The sequence below is a fragment of the Pseudomonas sp. GL-B-12 genome (assembly GCF_019955895.1).
GTDB lineage: Bacteria > Pseudomonadota > Gammaproteobacteria > Pseudomonadales > Pseudomonadaceae > Aquipseudomonas.
In genome coordinates this window covers 14,547-32,472 of the sequence record NZ_JAHBCX010000051.1, presented here as the reverse complement: position 1 = coordinate 32,472, position 17,926 = coordinate 14,547, and the positions used below count along the sequence as shown (strand labels likewise).

Annotated in this window: 14 protein-coding genes and 1 pseudogene; 3 read left to right on the top strand and 12 right to left on the bottom strand. The window is 59.4% G+C overall.

Annotation, left to right across the window (positions count from 1 at the left end; all coding sequences use genetic code 11):
* Window positions 1–98: 98 nt before the first annotated feature.
* The 5 genes from KGA85_RS24935 to arcD (KGA85_RS24915) all read right to left on the bottom strand — a co-directional run bounded on the left by KGA85_RS24935 (window position 99) and on the right by arcD (KGA85_RS24915) (window position 5,364).
* A complete protein-coding gene (locus KGA85_RS24935; protein ID WP_223458028.1) occupies window positions 99–461 on the bottom strand; it encodes a DUF5064 family protein in 363 nt (120 codons plus the stop codon).
* A 63-nt stretch (window positions 462–524) separates the two neighbouring features.
* Entirely contained in the window at window positions 525–1,454 is a 930-nt protein-coding gene (gene arcC / locus KGA85_RS24930) for a carbamate kinase (protein ID WP_150726702.1), read from the bottom strand.
* Between the two features lie 82 nt (window positions 1,455–1,536).
* Window positions 1,537–2,547, bottom strand: coding sequence for an ornithine carbamoyltransferase (locus KGA85_RS24925; protein ID WP_046042231.1), 1,011 nt, complete (start codon window positions 2,545–2,547; stop codon window positions 1,537–1,539).
* An 81-nt stretch (window positions 2,548–2,628) separates the two neighbouring features.
* A complete protein-coding gene (gene arcA / locus KGA85_RS24920; RefSeq protein ID WP_223533822.1) occupies window positions 2,629–3,885 on the bottom strand; it encodes an arginine deiminase in 1,257 nt (418 codons plus the stop codon).
* Between the two features lie 51 nt (window positions 3,886–3,936).
* Window positions 3,937–5,364: an arginine-ornithine antiporter gene (gene arcD / locus KGA85_RS24915; RefSeq protein WP_223533823.1), complete on the bottom strand. Its 1,428-nt coding sequence runs from the start codon at window positions 5,362–5,364 to the stop codon at window positions 3,937–3,939.
* A gap of 439 nt (window positions 5,365–5,803) precedes the next feature.
* On the opposite strand from arcD (KGA85_RS24915), the gene arcD (KGA85_RS24910) reads away from it, so the two are divergent.
* Together arcD (KGA85_RS24910) and KGA85_RS24905 are read left to right on the top strand one after the other, a co-directional pair.
* Window positions 5,804–7,231 carry an arginine-ornithine antiporter gene (gene arcD, locus KGA85_RS24910; protein ID WP_223458022.1) on the top strand — a complete coding sequence of 476 codons (1,428 nt, stop codon included), beginning with the start codon at window positions 5,804–5,806 and terminating at the stop codon, window positions 7,229–7,231.
* Window positions 7,228–8,091 (top strand): DNA-3-methyladenine glycosylase family protein, encoded by an 864-nt coding sequence (locus KGA85_RS24905; RefSeq protein ID WP_223543457.1) that lies wholly within the window; start codon window positions 7,228–7,230, stop codon window positions 8,089–8,091. The genes arcD (KGA85_RS24910) and KGA85_RS24905 overlap by 4 nt, the downstream gene beginning before the upstream one ends.
* A gap of 129 nt (window positions 8,092–8,220) precedes the next feature.
* Here the strand turns inward: KGA85_RS24905 and KGA85_RS24900 are convergent, their stop codons facing one another.
* The 3 genes and pseudogenes from KGA85_RS24900 to KGA85_RS31470 form a co-directional block, all read right to left on the bottom strand.
* The gene (locus KGA85_RS24900) at window positions 8,221–9,570 is read right to left on the bottom strand and encodes a CoA transferase (protein ID WP_223543456.1); all 1,350 of its coding nucleotides are present in this window, start codon (window positions 9,568–9,570) and stop codon (window positions 8,221–8,223) included.
* A 110-nt stretch (window positions 9,571–9,680) separates the two neighbouring features.
* Window positions 9,681–10,436 (bottom strand): methyl-accepting chemotaxis protein, encoded by a 756-nt coding sequence (locus tag KGA85_RS31475; RefSeq protein WP_411741657.1) that lies wholly within the window; start codon window positions 10,434–10,436, stop codon window positions 9,681–9,683.
* Between the two features lie 102 nt (window positions 10,437–10,538).
* A pseudogene (locus KGA85_RS31470) lies at window positions 10,539–11,555 on the bottom strand (HAMP domain-containing protein); the annotation flags it as partial.
* A gap of 564 nt (window positions 11,556–12,119) precedes the next feature.
* Between KGA85_RS31470 and KGA85_RS24890 the strand changes: the two are divergent.
* Window positions 12,120–13,070, top strand: coding sequence for a hypothetical protein (locus KGA85_RS24890; protein WP_223458014.1), 951 nt, complete (start codon window positions 12,120–12,122; stop codon window positions 13,068–13,070).
* A gap of 61 nt (window positions 13,071–13,131) precedes the next feature.
* On the opposite strand, the gene KGA85_RS24885 is transcribed toward KGA85_RS24890, so the two are convergent.
* From KGA85_RS24885 to KGA85_RS24870, 4 genes are all read right to left on the bottom strand, one after another.
* Window positions 13,132–13,728, bottom strand: coding sequence for a hypothetical protein (locus KGA85_RS24885; protein WP_223533827.1), 597 nt, complete (start codon window positions 13,726–13,728; stop codon window positions 13,132–13,134).
* Between the two features lie 286 nt (window positions 13,729–14,014).
* A complete protein-coding gene (locus KGA85_RS24880; protein WP_223458010.1) occupies window positions 14,015–14,404 on the bottom strand; it encodes a YbaN family protein in 390 nt (129 codons plus the stop codon).
* Window positions 14,405–14,566: 162 nt separating this feature from the next.
* Complete coding sequence (locus KGA85_RS24875) at window positions 14,567–15,175, bottom strand: biliverdin-producing heme oxygenase (protein WP_223458008.1); 609 nt, start codon at window positions 15,173–15,175, stop codon at window positions 14,567–14,569.
* A gap of 114 nt (window positions 15,176–15,289) precedes the next feature.
* Window positions 15,290–17,851, bottom strand: coding sequence for a TonB-dependent receptor (locus tag KGA85_RS24870; protein WP_223543455.1), 2,562 nt, complete (start codon window positions 17,849–17,851; stop codon window positions 15,290–15,292).
* Between the last annotated feature and the right edge of the window lie 75 nt (window positions 17,852–17,926).

Genomic DNA, 17,926 nt, shown 5'->3' with positions numbered 1-17,926 from the left:
CGCGAAAGCGTCGTGTCAGACACCATCGTTGGCGACTGATACACCGCTTTCGCGAGCAAGCCCGCTCCCACAGGTACAGCTTCCACTTGGAGACTGGATTACTCCAGGTGCTCGGGTTTGACCGGGTCGCCCGATTTCATGTTCAACTGCACCCGCACGTCTTCGAACATTTTGTCGTAATGCTTGTGGACCGAACCGATGTTGCTATGGGTTTTCGGGATGCCGTGCTTCTCGGCAATCTTGGTGACGTTGCTGGCGAAGTTGTAGGCCATGTCCTTGGGCAGGAAGAACGACTCGCTCATGTCCTTGTTCTGAATGCTGCCGTGCATCTTGAACAGCATCCCTTTGCCTTCCTTGGGATCCTGGCTGACTTCATAGTCGAGGTAGATGTTGTAGCTGACGTCATCCTTGTTCAGCGCGTGTCGCTCGATGTGCAGGTGACCCGGCTCGAACGTTGCCATTGTTGACTCTCCTTCAAAAGATCTTGAATCAGGACAGGCCTCAGGCCTGCCCCGCAGTTTCGTTTATTGATAGCTGATGCCCGGTGTCGCCGTACTGATGCGCGTGCCGGCCTTGCCCTGGACGATCGCTTCGATGTCTGCGAGCGAGCCGATCACCGCCACTTTTCCAGTATGGCGCGCGAATTCGCAGGCTGCCTGCACCTTCGGTCCCATGGAGCCGGCGGCGAAGCCGAGTTTTTCCATTTCGTCGGGGTGTGCCTGGGCAATGGCTTTCTGCGTGGGTTTGCCAAAGTCGATGAACGCGGCGTTGACGTCGGTGGCGATCACCAGCAGATCGGCTTCAAGCTGTTCGGCCAGCAGCGCCGAGCACAGGTCCTTGTCGATGACCGCTTCGACGCCCTCGAGTTTGCCGGGCGAGGTATACATGGTCGGAATGCCGCCACCGCCGGCGCAGATCACGATGCTGCTTTTTTCCAGCAGCCATTTGATCGGACGGATTTCGAAGATGCGTTTGGGTTTCGGGCTGGCGACCACGCGACGGTATTTGTCGCCGTCCGGGGCAATGGCCCAGCCTTTCTCTGCAGCGAGTTGTTCCGCCTCGGCCTTGCTGTAGACCGGGCCAATGGGTTTGGTAGGGTTTTTGAAGGCCGGGTCATTGGCATCGACTTCGACCTGGGTCAGCAGGGTCGCGAAGGGCACTTCGAAGTCCAGCAGGTTGCCCAGTTCCTGTTCGATGATGTAGCCGATCATGCCTTCGGTTTCGGCACCGAGCACGTCCAGCGGATAGGGCGAAACCGAGGTGTAGGCCGCCGCCTGCAATGAGAGCAGGCCGACCTGAGGGCCATTACCATGAGCGATGACCAGTTGGTTGCCGGGATGGATCTTGGCGATCTGTTCGGTGGCGATCCGGATGTTGGCGCGCTGGTTGTCAGCGGTCATGGGTTCGCCCCGGCGGAGCAGGGCATTACCGCCCAGAGCAACGACGATACGCATGGTGCTAGTCCTTCTAAAAGAGAAGTCACAAACAACTCGATCTCCCGGTTGGAATCGGGCCAGTGTGGGAGCGAGTCAGCCGTCAGAGATCAGCCAGCGTCGACACCAGAATCGCCTTGATGGTGTGCATGCGGTTTTCCGCTTGCTCGAAGGCGATACAGGCTGGCGACTCGAACACGTCATCGGTCACTTCGATGCCGTTCTTCAGGTGCGGGTACTGCTCGGCAATCTGCTTGCCGATCTTGGTGTCGCTGTTGTGGAACGCCGGCAGGCAGTGCATGAACTTGGTGCGCGGGTTGCCGGTGGCTTTCATCAGTTCGGCGTTGACCTGATACGGCAGCAGTTGCTGGATGCGTTCGGCCCAGGCTTCGACCGGCTCGCCCATCGACACCCACACGTCGGTGTGGATGAAGTCCACGCCCTTGACCGCCGCTTTCGGGTCTTCGGTGAGGGTGATGCGCGCGCCGCTTTCTTCTGCGTACTGTTTGCAGCGAGCCACCAGGTCGTCCGCCGGCCACAGGGCTTTTGGCGCGCAGATGCGCACGTCCATGCCGAGCTTGGCGCCAATCAGCAACAGGGAGTTACCCATGTTGTTGCGCGCGTCGCCCAGGTAGGCGTAGCTGATCTCGTGGATGGGCTTGTCGGCGTGTTCACGCATCGTCAGCACGTCGGCGATCATTTGCGTCGGGTGATACTCGTCGGTCAGGCCGTTGAACACCGGTACGCCGGCGAACTTGGCCAGTTCCTCGACGATTTCCTGTTTGAAGCCACGATACTCGATGGCGTCGTACATGCGCCCGAGCACGCGGGCGGTGTCCTTCATGCTTTCCTTGTGGCCGATCTGCGAAGAGTTCGGGTCGATGTAGGTGACGTTGGCGCCCTGGTCATAGGCTGCAACTTCGAACGCGCAGCGGGTGCGGGTCGAGGTCTTTTCGAAGATCAGCGCGATGTTGTTGCCCTTGAGATGCTGCTGTTCGGTGCCGGTGTACTTGGCACGCTTGAGGTCGCGGGACAGGTCGAGCAGGTAGCGCAATTCGCGAGGGGTGTGGTGTTCCAGGCTCAGCAGATTGCGGTTATGGATATTGAACGCCATTTTGGATCTCCTAAGGTGTCGGTTATCCCCTTGGCTTGCGCATGCCCTTGGGTAGAGGGCAGCGCGGGCCAAGGTAATAGGTTAGTAGTCAATCGGATCGCGGATGATCGGGCAGGTCATGCAATGGCCGCCGCCCCGTCCCCGGCCGAGTTCGCCGGCGCTGATGGTGATCACTTCCACGCCGGCTTTGCGCAGCAGAGTGTTGGTGTAGGTATTGCGGTCGTAGCCGATGACCACGCCCGGTTCCACGGCCACTACGTTGTTGCCGTCGTCCCATTGCTCGCGTTCGGCGGCGAAGCTGTTGCCGCCGGTTTCCACCACGCGCAACGCTTTGAGGTTCAGGGCCTGGGCCACGGTGTCGAGGAAGTTGGTTTCTTCGCGACGGATGTCGATGCCGCCCGCCTTGCTTTCATCGGGACGCAGGGTGAAGGCGACAATCTGGTTCACCACTTCCGGGAAGATCGTGACGAGGTCGCGATCGCAGAAGCTGAACACGGTGTCCAGGTGCATCGCCGCGCGGGATTTCGGCAGGCCGGCGACGATCACTTTCTCGACGGCCTTGTTTTTGAACAGGTTCACCGCCAGTTGGGCAATGGCCTGGCGCGACGAGCGTTCGCCCATGCCGATCAACACCACGCCGTTGCCGATCGGCATCACATCACCGCCCTCAAGGGTAGAATTGCCATGTTCTTTGTCCGGGTCGCCGTACCAGATCTGGAAGTCGGCGTTGGTGAACTCGGGGTGGAACTTGTAGATGGCGGTGGTCAGCAGGGTTTCCTGACGGCGCGCCGGCCAGTACATCGGGTTGAGGGTGACGCCACCGTAGATCCAGCAGGTGGTATCTCGGGTGAACTGGGTGTTGGGCAGCGGCGGCAGGATGAAGCTGGAGTTGCCGAGGAAGTCGCGGAACATCTCGATGGCCTTGCCACCGAAACTGGTGGGCAAATCGTCGCCCGAGACACCACCGATCAGAAACTCGGCGATCTTGCGCGGCTCCAGACTGCGCAGCCACGACGAGGTTTCATTGATCAGGCCCAGGCCCACCGAGTTGGCGGTGATCTTGCGTTCCAGAATCCAGTCCAGGGCTTCGGGGATGGCGACGATGTCGGTCAGCAGGTTGTGCATTTCCAGCACATCGACGTTGCGTTCGCGCATCTTGGTGACGAAGTCGAAGTGGTCGCGTTTGGCCTGGGCCACCCACAACACGTCATCGAACAGCAGTTCATCGCAGTTGTTCGGGGTCAGCCGCTGATGGGCCAGGCCTGGGGAGCAAACCATGACTTTGCGCAGTTTGCCGGCTTCGGAATGGACGCCGTACTTAACTTTTTCCTTGGTCATTACAGTGATCCTCCAGATGACAAAACAGGGTTGTGCTTCTAGAAACAGGAGCTAAAGGGTCAGGAAGCCGTCATAGAGACCGTAGGCCGCCACCCCGGCGCCGACGACCACCACAGCGAAAATCAGCTTCTCGACGTTGGTGAAAACCGGTTTGTTGATTTCCAGCTTGGCCTTGGCGAACAGGGTCACGCCGGGGGCGTAGAGCAGGGCGGACAGCAGCAGGTATTTGATGCCGCCGGCGTACAGCAGCCAGATCGCGTAGATCAGGGCCACCGCGCCGATAATGAGATCCTTCTGCCGCTCGCCCGCCGCGCCTTCGTAACTTTCGCCGCGCACTGCCAACAGCAAGGCGTAGGCCGCCGACCACAGGTAAGGCACCAGGATCATCGAGGTGGCGAGGTAGATCAGCGACAGGTAAGTGCTGGCAGAGAACAGTGTGATGATCAGGAAAACCTGCACCATGGCATTGGTCAGCCACAGGGCGTTGACCGGTACATGGTTGGCGTTTTCCTTGCGCAAAAACGCCGGCATGGTGTGGTCCTTGGCGGCGGCGAACATGATCTCCGCGCACAGCAGCACCCACGACAGCAGCGCCCCCAGCAACGAGATGATCAAGCCGACACTGATCAGCACCGCGCCCCAGTGACCGACCACGTGTTCCAGCACGGCGGCCATTGACGGGTTCTGCAGTTTGGCCAGTTCCGGCTGGGTCATGATCCCCAGCGACAGCACATTCACCAGGACTAAAAACAGCAGCACGGTGACAAAGCCGATCACGGTGGCTTTACCCACATCGCTGCGTTTTTCCGCGCGGGCCGAAAAGATGCTCGCGCCTTCGATGCCGATGAACACCCACACGGTGACCAGCATCATTTTGCGCACCTGGTCCATCACGCTGCCCAGGTCCGGGTTCTTCAGGCCCCAGATGTCGGCGGTGAAGATGTCCAGTTTGAAGGCGAACACCGCAATCAACATGAACAGCAGCAGCGGCACGATCTTGGCTACGGTGGTCACCAGGTTGATGAACGCGGCTTCCTTTATTCCTCGCAGTACGAGGAAATGTACGGCCCAGAGCAGCACCGAGGCGCCGATCACGGCTGCGGGGGTATTCCCCTCCCCAAATAGCGGAAAGAAGTAGCCGAGGGTGCTGAACAAAAGTACGAAGTACCCCACGTTGCCCAGCCAGGCACTGATCCAGTACCCCCAGGCGGACGAGAAGCCCATGTAGTCGCCGAAACCGGCCTTGGCGTAGGCGTAAACCCCGCCATCAAGATCGGGTTTGCGGTTGGCCAGGGTCTGGAACACGAACGCCAGGGTGAGCATGCCGACGGCAGTGATCGCCCAACCGATCAGAATGGCGCCGACATCCGCACTGGCGGCCATGTTTTGTGGCAAGGAAAAGATACCGCCACCAATCATCGAACCCACGACTAACGCAACCAGCGCGCCGAGTTTCAGTTTTCCGGGAGCTTCAGACATTGCATGACTCCAATGCAGGAGAAGAGAGGCAACAGACTAATTCCGTTGGCTATCCAATCAGCTGACTTGGATCACTAAATGAGAGCGTTCCCAGTTTGTTGGCGGAGTGCCATCATTTGCAAGGCGGCTGTCTGTAACGCTTGTTCTAGAGCCTTTTGTACATTATTTCAGTACTTTTAAAGTTTGTTTCGAATTATGACGCTAGTTGGTTTTTGAGAATTCGCAAATTTTCCTCGTGGGTTTTTTGTACAAAATTGATGTATTAGAAAAACGTATACAACAAATGATTATATCGGCGCCTCTAATAGCCGTTTTGTGCAAGTAAAAGACGTATGTTGGCGTTATCCAATAAACGTTATTACTCTTCAACAGTTTAGTTGACGCCCGTTATGTGACGATGTCGCGGCAGTTGTCGCCCCCCCAATATGGAGATGCAACGATGGCGCAATCACCGAACAAGCTTCGCCTGAGCGCATTGATCGCGTTGGTGGTGGGTTCGATGATCGGCGGCGGGATTTTTTCCCTGCCGCAAAACATGGCGGCCAGGGCCGATGCCGGGGCAATCCTGATCGGTTGGGCAATCACTGCCGTCGGCATGCTGACCCTGGCGTTTGTGTTCCAGACCCTGGCCAACCGCAAGCCGGAGCTGGACTCCGGGGTGTACGCCTATGCCAAGGCCGGGTTCGGCGACTACATGGGTTTTTCTTCGGCCTGGGGCTACTGGATCAGCGCCTGGCTGGGCAACGTCGGCTACTTCGTGCTGCTGTTCAGTACCCTCGGTTATTTCGTTCCGGTCTTTGGTGAAGGCAACACGCCGATCGCCATCGTCTGCGCTTCGGTGCTGCTCTGGACCGTGCATTTTGTGGTGATGCGCGGGATCAAGGAGGCGGCGTTCATCAACCAGGTGACCACCGTGGCCAAGATTGTGCCGCTGATCATGTTCGTCGTGATTGCCGCCGTGGCGTTCAAGGCGGACATCTTTACCCTCGATATCTGGGGGCGCAACAACCCGGAATTCGGCAGCGTGATGGATCAGGTTCGGCACATGATGCTGGTCACCGTGTTCGTGTTCATCGGTATCGAGGGCGCCAGTGTCTATTCGGCCCGGGCAGAGAAACGCTCCGACGTGGGCCGGGCGACGGTGATCGGGTTCATTGGGGTGTTGGCGCTGCTGGTGCTGGTGAACGTGCTGTCGCTGGGGATCATGACCCAGCCGCAACTGGCGAAACTGCAGAACCCCTCGCTGGCGGCGGTGCTTGAACATATCGTCGGCCCCTGGGGGGCGTTGCTGATCAGTGTCGGCCTGGCGATCTCGCTGTTGGGGGCCTTATTGTCCTGGGCGCTGCTGTGCGCCGAAATCCTGTTCGCCACGGCGAAAGACAAAACCATGCCGGCATTCCTGACCAAGGAAAACGCCAACCGTGTGCCGGTCAATGCGATGTGGCTGACCAACTCGATGATCCAGCTGTTCCTGTTGATCACGCTGTTTTCCGCCGGCACCTACACCAGCCTGATTTATCTGGCGTCCTCGATGATTCTGGTGCCGTACCTGTGGTCGGCGGCCTATGCGGTGTTGTTGTGCGCACGGGGTGAAACCTACCAACAGGCATCCGCCGAGCGGATCAAGGATCTGCTGATCGGTGGTATCGCCCTGGGCTACGCGGTGTGGTTGCTGTATGCCGGCGGCCTGAAATATTTGCTGCTGTCGGCGTTGCTGTATGCGCCGGGTGTGATCCTGTTTGCCAAGGCACGTAATGAGCAGGGCAAACCATTGTTCACGGTGGTCGAGAAAGGCATTTTCACCTGTGTCATCGGTGGTGCGGGGCTGGCGGCTTATGGGTTGTACAGCGGGTTGCTCAGTCTGTGAGGTTGTTGCTGGCGTACCAGCCGCCCTATGACTGGCCGGCGTTGCTGGGGTTCTTGTCGGCGCGGGCGATCGTTGGCCTGGAAACGGTGGTCGAGAGTGTTTACTCGCGCAGCATCGACTTGCATGGCGTTTACGGTACGTTTTCGATCCAGCCTGCTACATCCGATGCACTTGAGCTGAGCCTGGACTTTCCAGAGGCTGCTGCCGTGCCCGAGATCGTTGCGCGAGTGCGGCGAATGTTCGACCTGGATGCCGACCTGCCCACGATTCACCGACACCTGGCGGTTGATCCGCTGATGGCGCGGTTGATTGCCGAACGCCCGGGCCTGCGCGTACCGGGGGCGTGGGATGGGTTGGAGCTGGCGATCCGTGCGGTACTGGGGCAGCAGATTACGGTGGCGGCGGCGATCCGGTTGGCGGGCAAACTGGTTGCGCAGTACGGTGTGCCATTGAGTTCAGCGCAGTCGGGATTGAGCCATGTGTTTCCCACGGCTGATGTGCTGGCGGGAGCGGATCTGGCAGCGCTGGGCATGCCGAAAAGCCGAGGCCGGACCTTGTCGGGGGTAGCTCAGGCACTGCTCGATGATCCGCGATTGTTTGAACCCGGTCGGGAGGGGGGCGTAGCGCGCTTGCTGGCGTTGCACGGGATTGGTGACTGGACGGCGCAATACATTGCCTTGCGTCAGTTGCGGGAGATGGATGGGTTTCCCAATGGTGATGTCGGGCTGATCAATGCGCTGGCGGCGCTGGAGGGTGAGCCGGTGACAGCGAAGCAGCTGTTGTTGCGGGCTGAAGGGTGGCGTCCTTATCGAGGGTATGCGGCGCAGGTGCTGTGGACTTCTTTGAGTCGGGCGGACTGAGCTGATCCGGGTTTTGTGCTGATAGTCCTGACGCCTTCGCGGGCAAGCCCGCTCCCACATTTGATCGCGATAGTCAGGAAAAACGCAGTCCCTGTGGGAGCGGGCTTGCCCGCGAAGGCGATCTGACGGTCACCACCACTGCGCGCGATGTGAACCCAAATCAGTTGCTGGCAATGTCCATTGCAACGGTGTCCCGATCATCTTAAGCGGCACATGTAACCTATACGCTGGCCCCCACGGCGTCTGCTCCACCACCATTCCCTGATCCTTTTGATCCTCTGCCCGCAACGGCTCATCGGACCCGGCCCCAGCCTCGATCAACAACCTCGCCGTACGTGCCAACGACAATCGCGCCGAGCCCCCCGTACCGTCGTTCAACCGCTGTGCCAGCAACCGGATCGCACTGGCCGCCATCAAATACCCAGTGGCGTGATCAAGGGCTTGCACCGGCAATGGCGTCGGTTTGTCCGCCTGCATCCAGCACATACCCGCTTCGGCAATGCCGCTGCTCATCTGCACCAGGCTGTCGAAGCCCCGGCGGTTTTGCCAGGGACCGCTCCAGCCATAGGCGTTGAGGCAAACATCGATCAGGCCGGGGTTCAGTTGCCGGCGCTCATTCATGCCCAGGCCAAGTCGCTCCAGTGCATCGGCGCGATAGCCGTGGAGCAGGATGTCGGCGTCCTTGAGCAGGCATTCGAATACAGCGCGGTCGGCCCTGTCGTTCAGATCAAGGCGCGCGCAGCGTTTTCCCAAGGTGACTTCCGGCACCACCCCTGGCTCGTTCCAGGTCGGCGGATCGATGCGCAAGACATCGGCGCCAAGGCCAGCCAGAAAGCGACTGGCGATGGGGCCTGCCAGTACTCGGGTCAAGTCCAGCACCTTGATTCCGGCCAGTGGTCGAGCAACTGAACCTGTCCACGGTTTGCTGTTCTGGCTTGGGTGGTTGGCGAACAGAATCAAGGGTTCGGCATTTACCGCCTGTCCTTGAGGATGGGTCTGCCATTGTTCCCAGGTACGCATTTCGGCGGCGCAACCACCGGCATCGACCACCGCCTGCTCCAGCTCGCTTTTCGCCCATTGCACGACTTTGCCGGTCATCGCTGCTCGGTCGGCACAGGCGCCGAGCACGCTTTCGGCAGCGGCGCGGTGATGGGGCGCGTTGGTGTGCAGGCGAATCCAGCCATCGCGGGTGGCGTAGTCACCGGCGATCGGGTCCCACAACGGCGGAACGCTCCAGCCAAGCGGGCGAATCGAGGTCGCGAACCAGAAAGACGCCAGGCGCCGGTCAACCTCAAGGTCGGGCAGGCGTCCGGTTTGTTGGTGCAGCAGTTCGCTGGCGGCCTGGCCGGCGGCAGCGATGCTGGCGCAGGCCAGATCCGTGACGGCAAACGCCGAGGGCAGGGCACCGCTGGACGTGAATGGAATCGGGGTGTGAGGCAAACCGAGTGCGGCTTGAATGGACGTGAGCAGATCAGTCATTGAAGAGCCCTCCGGAGCGAGAGCCAGATCTTAGATCAAAAAACTGAGGCCAGATGAAATCCCTTTGTGGGAGCGGGCTTGCTCGCTCCCACATTGATCGGTGGTGCTTCCTAAACGCGGAACTGGTCCATCAACTTCATCTGGTGGTTGGTCAGCGAGTTGAGCAGGCTGCTGATCTGCGCCGATTCGGTGGCCTGGCCGGTCAGGGTTTCGGTAACGGTGCGGATCGCCGAGACGTTGCGGTTGACCTCCTCGGCGACGGCGCTTTGCTGCTCGGCGGCGCTGGCGATTTGCAGGTTCATGTCGCTGATCACGGTGACCGCGTCGCTGATCTTGCCCAAGGCCTGGACCGCCTGCTGGATCTGCCCGGCGTTGCTGTGGGCCTGGGTCTGGCTCGAATGCATGGTGGCGACCACGCCGCGGGTGCCGGACTGGATGCGCTCGATCACCAGGCGAATTTCTTCCACCGAGTCCTGGGTACGCTTGGCCAGGTTGCGCACTTCATCGGCGACCACAGCAAAGCCTCGACCGCCTTCACCGGCACGGGCGGCTTCGATGGCGGCGTTGAGCGCCAGCAGGTTGGTTTGTTCGGCGATGCTGCGAATCACCTCCAGCACCGAACCGATCTGCTCGCTGTTGGCCGCCAGGGCTTCGACTTCGGTCACGGCCTTGCTGACCTCTTCGGCCAGTTGATTGATGTCGCGAGTGCTGCGCTCGATGATCGACATGCCGTCGCGGGCCGACTGGTCGGCACCTTTCGCTGCATTCGCCGCGTTCGAGGCGCTGTTGGCGACATCGTGGGCGGTGGCGCTCATTTCGTTGGACGCGGTGGCGACCTGGTCGATTTCGCGGAACTGTACCTGCATGCCTTCACTGGTCTGGCGGGCAATCTCCGACGACTGATCGGCGGTGCCACGGGCATCGGTGATGCTTTGCTTGATCTGCGCGATGGTCGGTTGCAGCTTTTCGAGGAAGCGGTTGAACCAGCTCACCAGTTCGCCCAGTTCGTCCTGCTTGCTGTAGTGCAGGCGCTGGGTCAGGTCGCCGTCGCCACTGGCAATCGCCTTGAGCATTTGTGCCACGCTGTTGATCGGGCGGGTCACGCCGGACGCGGTGAGCCACATCAGCAACAGCCCGAGCAGGCCGGCAATCACCGCCACCGACAGCGCCTTGAGTGTGCCGCTTTGCTGGGCATCGTCGAGTACCGCTTGCAGCTTCACCGAGTCGGCCAGCAGCACTTGCCTGGGCAGGTCGATCACCACGGCCCAGGCCTTGGCATCGACAATCGGGCTGACCGGGTATACCGCGCGGATCAGGTCGCCTTGCTGGAGAATCTTCGGCGCGCCATTCGCGAGCAATTGCAGGATGTCCTTGCCATCGGCGCCCAGGGTGTCGCCGATGTTCTTGCCGACTTTGCCGGCATCGACACTGTAGGCGGCCAGCACGCCAGTACCGGAAACGATGAGCATGTGCCCGGCACTGTTGAACAGGTCGCGTTGGGAGTCGACCGCCGCCGCTTGCAGGGCATCGAGGGCGATGTCGATACCGACCACGCCGATGGACTTGCCATTCTCCAGCAGCGGTACAGAAATGGTGGTCATCAACACTTCCTTGCCGCCGACAGTATCGGCGTAGGGGTCGAGCAGGCAGGTGCGCTTGCTGTCCCGCGGGCAGGTGTACCAGACGTTGTACGGCGTGCCGCTGAGGTTCAGGGTGGTTTTGGTCATGTCCTCTTCGACCATGATCGTGTTGAGGGCATCACCTCCAGCGCGGCTCCAGTACGTGGCGAAACGACCGATCTCGTTGGACTGGCGGGCGGCGTCGTTGGCGAATTCGCTGTCCTTGCCGTCCAGGCCGTTGGGTTCGAACGCCAGCCAGATCCCCAGCACCTTGCTGTTGCGCTCGAAGGCGGTTTTCAGGCTCTGGTTCAACTCTTCACGCAGGGCGCCGGGTTCAAGCGAGCGCTTGGCGGCGAGGTTGCGCATGTCCTGGATCTGATCCGCGAGGGCGGTCACCACCGTCAGGGTTTCACCGAAGGTCTTCTGCACCCGCACCGCTTGCTCGGCGGCTTTGGCCTGGAGCAGGTCCTGCACACTGGCGGTGAGCATTCTGCTGCTGGAATCGCTGACCAGGTCATCGTTCTGATTGGTCTGGTAGATGTTCATGCCCACTATCAAGGCGACGACGCCCAGCAGGCACAGACCGGACAGCAGGACGATTTTCAGGCGGATGGACAGTGAGTCGAACATGGGGCGAACTCGCGAATGGATGAAGTGTTGGCTGTGGGCCGTTGCGGCTCACACGCTAAATCCATTTAGCGCCGATCAATGCACATCGGCGTGGCGCTGAGGTTACATGAGGGGCAACTCGACGAACGGTAGTGGTTGAACGTTTGCGCAGAAAAATGTGCCGAAAATGGGGGTAAAAAGAGGAAAAGTCACGGATGGACGGTGATCAATTTGGCATCGACGTCCAGGGTGCTTTTTGCGCTTTAAATGAAGTTCACGAAATACATATGTACCGCTTCTCATTAAGGGCAGACCGATTAAATGCAGATGCCACCTCGGTGGAACGCTTCCGGAAGTTTTGGCTTCTGGCATCTGACAGTAAATAATGAGAAAGCCATCATGTGTATTACTTGCATTAAAAGGACCGGGTTGCGCTCGGTGTTGTTTTTTTGGGGGATGTTATTGGCGGCAGGTGCGGCACCTGCGATGTCTTTTCTGAACTCGGCGGCTATTTCGGGTATCGCCTCTCAAATACCCTCGGCGGCCACGGTACTGCCGGACAAACTGAACACCCTCGAGGACAGTCTGGCTGACGAAACGGATGTGAAGCATTACAGCTTCATGGCGGTACGGGGGCAGGATGTGTGGATCCATGCAGGTGTGACGAAAGGCGGGCCATTGACGCTGGAATACAATCGCGATGGAAACTGGGCCGTAATCCCTTGGGGTAAACCCTTTACGGTTTCTGGCTTGCAGCCGAATCAGGAAGTTCAGGTTCGCATTTCGAAGATGCCGTCTGCCCCGTTCGTGGCGGATGATATCTACGACCTTGAGTTGGGTTCAGCGCCTTATTACGCCGACAGTCGCGTCCAGGGCGATACCGGTGATCTGCGGCACTACTGGGCGACTACGCAGGCCTACAGAGTCTTGAATTGGTCGGTCCGATTGAGGGATTCGACCGGGCAACCGCTCGAAGGCGCTACCGCTACTTTGATATTGAACAAAGGGGCGGATGACGAGAAGTTTGACCTTATAACGGATAGCACTGGCAGCGCTGCGCAAGCTCTTGAGTTAGGCAGGTGTTATGGCCAGTTGAAGTCTGATCCTTTCTGGACCAGCAGTGGCAAGTATCGCTATAAGTGGGAAGTTGAATACAACCTGGGGTATTGGTTGATCCAGGTTCAACACAAAGAGGATTCGGGGGTGGGAGGTTACAACGTGCGGAACGTTTCATTTGCTCAGATATGCTATCAAAATATGTTGCGTAACTAGGCCTGTTATATTCCCGGCAACGCGGTAGTGCACACCCGCGTTACCGGGCTTTATCAAACGATCAGGCTTCGATGTGTAGCCCCTGCCTTTTTTCAAACGGATACTTTTCAGCGTTTTTATGCAATTGATCCAGCCAGGAGTCTGAATTTCTCAGGTCAAGCGCACCTTTGTTCAGCAATAATCCATAGTCAATCATCTTATGGAAGTTGCGCAGGTCAAGATTCACCTTGCCTTCGAACTGTGGTTTATCCATCTGGACCAGTTCGATCACAAGCTTGGCATGCTTGAGTGTCAGGGTTTGCAAACCTTTGGTCTCGTTCAACAGGGTATTCAATATTTCCTCATCCCTGGCAGTCAGTGTGTCGGGGGGCGAAGTGACTTTCAACTGACCGTCTTCGGCCACGGTGAAGCCCATTACTTTATTGGCCAAGCCAGACCATTTGCTTTGCAAGTCTTTTTTGAAATCGGAGTAAATCCCTTCCATTTCACGGAGCTTTATCTCTGCCTGGATTTCTTTACCGAGGAGGAACCCAGCTCTGCCCCCCTTCATCCGAAAATAAAGTCCACAATCGTCGGGGCCTCGATCGTTCGTCTCCAAAAACGCTTCCACCTCTTGCAGTTCTTCGAGCGTGTAACCTTTTTGTTCCGCACGACCCATGATTTTGTCGATGAGAAACCTCCCCCTTTGCTCATTTATTACCGGGCGTTCAACTTTCTCGGGTTGAGCCGTTTCTGTGTTCGCTTTCAATGTTTGCGGATACGGAACTTGAAAAGATGCAGCGGCACATTACATTCATGTCAGCTTCTCGTTGTGGGGTTTCATGGTGCTTAACGGCCAAACCCGGTCATGGATGACCTGATAACCGCGTAGGAGAAATCCGAACAGGAAGTAGGTACTTTCAAGTGTGCCGTTGCCGGCTAATACAGGGCGGTTTGAAGAGGTTTCAGGTGACTTGCGACAGTGATTCCGGTCGCGACCAGATCCACAGGTTGCCCAGCCCCATCCCGGCAATTGCCAGGTAAATCGGCCAACCGTGATCGAGCATCACCAACATAAGACCGGCACATAACAACATGCTGACCGTGGCGCTGATTTTTGCCCGGCGCGCGATGATCTTGCCGTTGCGCCAGTTATGGAGGATGGGGCCGAACAGCCGATGGTTTTCCAGCCAGGCACTCAGGCGCGGCGAACTTCGGGTCGCGGCCCAGGCGGCCAGCAGGATGAACTCGGTGGTTGGCAGGCCGGGTATGACGATGGCGATCAGGCCGATGCCCAGGCTGACATAGGCCAGCAGGCCGAAGAGGAGGCGGGAGAGTTTTGAGGAGGCAGGCATGGGCTCTGGGGGGGGCGTGTGACGCTGAATGGAGATCTTACAGATTCACCCGGCCCTTTGTGGGAGCGAGCCTGCTCGCGATAGCGGAGTATCAGTCGACAATAATGCTGTCTGGAATACCGTCATCGCGAGCAGGCTCGCTCCCACAGGGTCGGTGTTGTGTCAGGCGACTTCCGGTGCGCTGGCGTAAGCCTGCTCCAGCAACACGGTAAAACGGTTGAACGCGTCGATGGCGCCTTTTTCCACTTCAGCTTCTTCCCGGGCGCTGAATGCCAGGCCGTCCAGGGTCTTGACGAAGCTCTTCCAGCCTTCAGCGCGGCCGCCGGCCGGTTCGCCGAGGTGGCGGGCGCCGAAGGTTTCGCTCAGGCCAAGGCCTACGGCCCGCTTGATCAGGAACGCCGCGCCGAGCTTCGAACCTTCGGAGACGAAGATCCAGCCCAGGGCTTCGGCCTTGGTCGGGCTCTTCAGTGCACCGGCGACAGGTGCTGGCACCTCGGTGTCCAGGTCCGCGAGGTCGGCCCTGGCTGCATCGGCACGGCAGCGGGCCGGCAGGTCCGGGACGATGGCGGTCAGTTCGGCATCGTTGTACAGCGACACCAGTTCCGACTGGAACAGGTACTGCGCCACCACGAAGCGGGCGAAATTGGCCGGGGTTTCAAACGGAGCATGGGCCTTGACCAGGGCATCGAGCTTGCTGTGCGGCTCGTTGGTGATCTGGTTCAAACGCTGCGAACGCAGGTTGGGGCGTTGTTCGGTGGCCTGGGTAGTCATGGCAATTCCTTGGAGAAAGAAGAGGCGCTTGGTAACGAGACGAACAGGAAGGCGCCTGACAGTAAAAAATCCTCACCGGGCAGCGTGATGAAACCGCCCGGCGGGATGAGCGGATCAGATATCCCAGATCAGGTTGACCGCAAAGTTGCGACCCGGCTGGGTCAGGCGGTCGAGGTTGGCCGGTTGGGTCACCGAGGCTTCGCCGACGCTGTCGTAGCCGCGCACGTCATCCCACAGCCAGTATTTCTTGTCGGTGAGGTTGTAGACGCCGCCGCTGACGGTCACGTCGTCGGTCACCTTGTAGAACGCACTCAGGTCCAGAATGCCGAAACCGGGCGTCTTGAACTGGGTGCTGGTGCCGTCCGGGGTTTTGAAACTGGTGCTGTCGACGCGGTCCTTCTTCTTCACCAGCGTCCAGCTGAGCAAGCCGCCGTAGGTGTCCTGGTCGTAGCCGAGGCCGAATACGCCGGTCAGCGGATTGACACTGTTGAGCGGCTCGCCGTTGTCGTCGTTGCGCCCGTAGGCATAGGCCACCGAGCCCCGGGTGTAGAGGCCATGCGGCGCGCCGAAGGCATCGAGGTTCAGGCGGCCCTTGACCTCGGCACCCTTGATGGTGGCGTGCTTGATGTTGTTGCTCTTGAAAATGGTCTCGCTATAGCCGGGCGTGATGGCGTTCTCGTTGATGAAGTCGCGGTATTTGTTGTAGAACACCGCCACGTCAAACGAGCCCTGCTCGAAGTTGCCGCGCAAACCCGTCTCGTAGCTTTTGCTTTTTTCCGGCTCCAGGTCCGGATTAGGCGCGACCCGATAGCCGCCAGCGATGTTTTCGAAACGACCATACAACGCCTTGGCGGTCGGGGTGCGGAAGCCTTCGGCGTATTGGCCGAACCAGGTGTAGTGGTCGTTGAAGCTGTAGGTGGTGCCGAACTTCGGCGACAGGCGATGCCAGATCTTGGTCTCGTCGCTCACCACGCCGTTGCCGCTCTGGTCGGCGGTGGCCAGGAACTCTTCGGTGATGTGCGGCTTGAGTTCGGTGTAGTCGTAGCGTGCACCCGGCAGGAAGGTCCAGTTGCCCCAGCTGATCTGATCCTGGGCGAACAGGCTGTAGCTGTTGATGGTCGGGTCCGGGAAGTCACTGGCGGGTTTCAGCGTGTCGCTGGCGCTCGGGGCGCCAATGACACGGCAGGCACCGGCCACGGTCAGGCAGGTGCCGGTACCGGTACGCAGGCCGGTAACTTTGTCCTGCTTGATGGTGGTGCCATAGGTAACGAAGTGATCGGTATCGGCGATGGCAAACGACTTGTCAGCCTGGGCGTCGAATACCCATTGGCGATCCTTGAAGTTGGTATCACGGTTACGCAACACGGTCCGTGACGGCGGCGCGTAGATCTCTTCGGTGCTCTGGTCGGTCTTGGCGATCTGGTAGTTCAGCGTCCACTTGATGTTGTCAGCCAGTGCGCTGTCCAGACCGAAGCTGTGTTCCAGGCCAAAGCGTTCGCGGGTGATCGTGTCGTTACCGGTACGGGACTTATAGAAGCCCAAGCCGCGTCCGGCATTGAACGGGCCGCCCACCGCGCTCAATTGATTGGTGTCGCGGTCGGCCTTGTAATGCTCGTAGGTCAGGCCCAGGCGCGAGTCGTCGGCGTAATTCCAGCCCAGTTTGGCCAGCACGCTGGTGGTGCGCACGTCCTGGGGGTTGGCCTCCGTGCGGTTCAGGCCAGTGCCGCCGGTTTCGCCAAAGGACTCTGTTTCATGACCGTTGCGTTGACTGAGATGCAGCAGACCATCGAACTCGCCGTTACGGCCGGCGACGGTGCCGGAAGTCAGCCAGCTGTCGTCGGCGGAGCTGTAGCCGGTTTTCAGACGTGCGCCGACATCCTTGCCCGGTTTGATGATGTCGTCCGGGGCCAGCGTGTAGTAGCTGACCGCACCGCCAATGGCGCTGCTGCCATACAGCACTGACGCCGGGCCCCGGAGGATTTCTACACGCTTGACGATTTCCGGGTCGACATAGTTGCGGTTGGTCTGGGCATACGGGCCATTGAAGAAACCGTCGGGTACCTGCACCCCGTCGACCTGGGTCAGCACGCGGTCGCCATCGATGCCGCGAATGTTGTAGCCCGTGATGCCGGCGCGTTGGCCTGCGCCGCCTACCGAAACACCGGGTTCGTAGCGCACCAGTTCCTTGATGGTATTGACGTTATTGCGGTCCAGATCTTCGCGTGTGTAGACAGAGACCGTGCTCGGCACGCTGTTCACAGCCTGTTCGTTACGGGTGGCGCTGATGGTGACCTGATCCAGATTGAGGGCGCGGCTACCGCTGCGTTTTTCCAGAACGATGCTGTTGTTGCCTAGCTTGCGATAGCTCAGGTTGGTCCCCACCAACAGGCGCTCCAGGGCTTTCTCCGGCGACAGCGAACCGCGTACTCCCGGCGAGGCCACACCCTGTGCCAGCTCCGACGATACGCCGACCTGCCAGCCCGTCACGGCGGTAAAGGCATTGAGTGCCGATACCAGTGATTGCTGGGGAATGGCGAACGAGTAGTCGCCCATTTTGCGGGTCGATTGCTCGGTGGCGGCCATGAGCGGTGCGGTACCGGCCATCAGGATGGCGGCGGTCAGCAGCGACAGCACGCGGGAAGGTGTAGGGGCTTGGCGGGTAAGGCGAGGGGACATCGATAGCGCTCCGTGTCGCACGAATCTTTATAGGTGCTGATCGGCATGGTGAGATGCGAATCAATTGCATTGGCT